2 protein-coding genes are annotated in these 2,075 nt (G+C 70.2%); one reads left to right on the top strand and one right to left on the bottom strand.

Annotated features, from left to right (window positions below):
* Positions 1–69: 69 nt before the first annotated feature.
* Entirely contained in the window at positions 70–1,122 is a 1,053-nt protein-coding gene (locus ACFW2E_RS45755) for a PucR family transcriptional regulator (protein ID WP_384477797.1), read from the bottom strand.
* A 221-nt stretch (positions 1,123–1,343) separates the two neighbouring features.
* Here ACFW2E_RS45755 and ACFW2E_RS45760 point away from each other — a divergent pair, with 221 nt between their 5' ends.
* Positions 1,344–1,979, top strand: coding sequence for a carboxymuconolactone decarboxylase family protein (locus tag ACFW2E_RS45760; protein WP_384477800.1), 636 nt, complete (start codon positions 1,344–1,346; stop codon positions 1,977–1,979).
* The last annotated feature ends 96 nt before the right edge of the window (positions 1,980–2,075 follow it).

Consider the following 2,075-nt stretch of genomic DNA (forward strand, 5'->3'; position numbering starts at 1 on the left):
GCTGATTTCCACCGGGGTGTCGGGTGCGTAAAGGCGTGTGCCGGTCAGCTCCTAGAAACGGCGCAGCCGTTAGCGGACGGTGTTGACATGGACGTGCGCGCTGCGGGCGACTTCGCGGATGTGCCGTCCCCGTTCCAGGTATCCCCGCACCGACTCCTCGATGAGCGCGCCGAACCCTCCCTCCGCCTCCAATGGGCGCAGATAGCGGTCGATCAGCAACTCGGCGAGTTCCGGTTCGGCAACGACCGCCACCCGCCAGGACAGGTCGCTCAGATCGTATATGCCGCGCAGGCCGTACGCGCGGGCGGCTTCCAGCAGCCTGCCGGCGGCAGGGAAGGAGCGGTGCACCGCGGCCAGGTCCGTCGGCGGGCCGAGCCCCGCCGTCACCTCCGGGTCACCGATCTCCGGTTTTGCCTCGATGACTCCGGCGACAGCCTCATCCAGCACGGTGAGCAGCGCGGCTCGGCCGTTCCTGCGGCCGTGGGACTCCAGGCAACGTTCCAGCGCGTCCGGACTGACATTGCCGCTCGGGACAGCTCTGATGGCACGATAGGGCCGCGACAGGTCCAGTCCGTAGATCGCCGCGCCGCTGTGGATCTCCGCCACGCTCAGCGTCCCGTAGAGCAGTCCACGCAGGAAGTCGGCGCGGCGGCGGGCGTCGAACAGGGCTGAGGCGACCTCCGCCTGCCGGTGCACAGCCGCGATCTGCAGACTCGCGACGTCCGCGAGCTCCCACAGGCACTTGGTGCGGTCGACAATGAGGCCGGGATCGAGCCCGCGCTCGGTCGCCTCGGCGATGAACAGATCCCGTATCGCGCTCAGCCCCCGGCGGAAGGCGCGGAGCCCGTCGCTGAGCGGCACGCCCCGGGCGACCCGGTCCCGGGCCACGTCGGCTTCCTCGAAGTCATCCGGCAGGGGCACTGTCCCCTCGCGCACCACCGCGAGGGCCCGCTGGAAGTGCCGATGCCAGATCTGGTCCAGGAGTTCCCGCGGGACCGCACGGTAGGACGGGATGTGGTCCGCCAGATCCGCGTGCAACCGCCCGCCCACGTGCCCCTCCTTCGCCGCCATCGCGGTGATGACCCGTTCGAGGGACGCCGCCGCGCCCGACTGCACCAGCATGGACCTCACCTCCGCCCCTTCGGCACCGGCCGTTGTGCAACTGCACAATATGCCGCCGTCCGGCCTTGGCCGAGGAGCCGTCGACAGCCCCCCGTCCCCGAAAGCACAGTGGACGGCGGCGGAAGGAGCGCATCGGCGCGCACCCGACAAGGTACCGATCGACCGTGCTCCGAGCCGCCCTCGTGCTACCGACCCAGTCTGACGAACAGTGCGGAGACCTCATGACCCACGAGCACCATCACCGACCCGACCGCGCCGCCGCCGTCGACACCGGTCCGCGCCTCGCGCCACTGCCCGAGGACAGCTGGGACCCGTACACCCGGGAGCTGCTCGCCCCGATTCCCCGGGACGCCGACGGCAACCTCGCCAACGTCTTCACCACCTTGGTGCGACACCCAGCCCTCTTCCGGCACTTCCTGCCATTCGGCAGCCATCTGCTGCGCGACGGCCGTCTGCCGGAGCGGACCCGAGAACTTCTGATCCTGCGCACCGCATGCAACACCCGGGCCAGCTACGAATGGGGGCGGCATGTACCACTGGCCAGGGCCGCCGGGATCACCGAGGAAGAGATCCGGCGGGTCGGAAGGGGTCCGGACGCCCAGAGTTGGACCCCAGCCGACGCCCGCCTGCTGCGTGCCGCCGACGAACTGCACCGGGACGCACGCCTGTCCGCTGCCACCTGGTTCGCGCTCGCCGCCGACCACGACGAGGCACAGTTGATCGAAATCACCATGCTCGTCGGGCAGTACCACATGGTCGCGTTCTTCCTGAACTCCGCCGGCACCCGGCTCGAGCCCGGCTACGAAACGGAAACCCTGCCCGCGCCCGCTGCGGACGGAGCACACAACGATGCCTGAGCCCTGGTACACCGCGACCCACCCGGTCGGCCTCCTGACCGGCCGACGCGTATTGGTCATCGGCGCGGGCACCCGCCCCAGCGACGATCCGAAGGC

It is taken from the genome of Streptomyces sp. NPDC058964 (genome assembly GCF_042741275.1).
Classification (GTDB): Bacteria; Actinomycetota; Actinomycetes; order Streptomycetales; family Streptomycetaceae; genus Streptomyces.

Coding starts and splice junctions, on each gene's coding strand:
- ACFW2E_RS45755 (WP_384477797.1), bottom strand. CDS start 1,122: ATGCTGGTGCAGTCGGGCGCGGCGGCGTCCCTCGAACGGGTCATCACC.
- ACFW2E_RS45760 (WP_384477800.1), top strand. CDS start 1,344: ATGACCCACGAGCACCATCACCGACCCGACCGCGCCGCCGCCGTCGAC.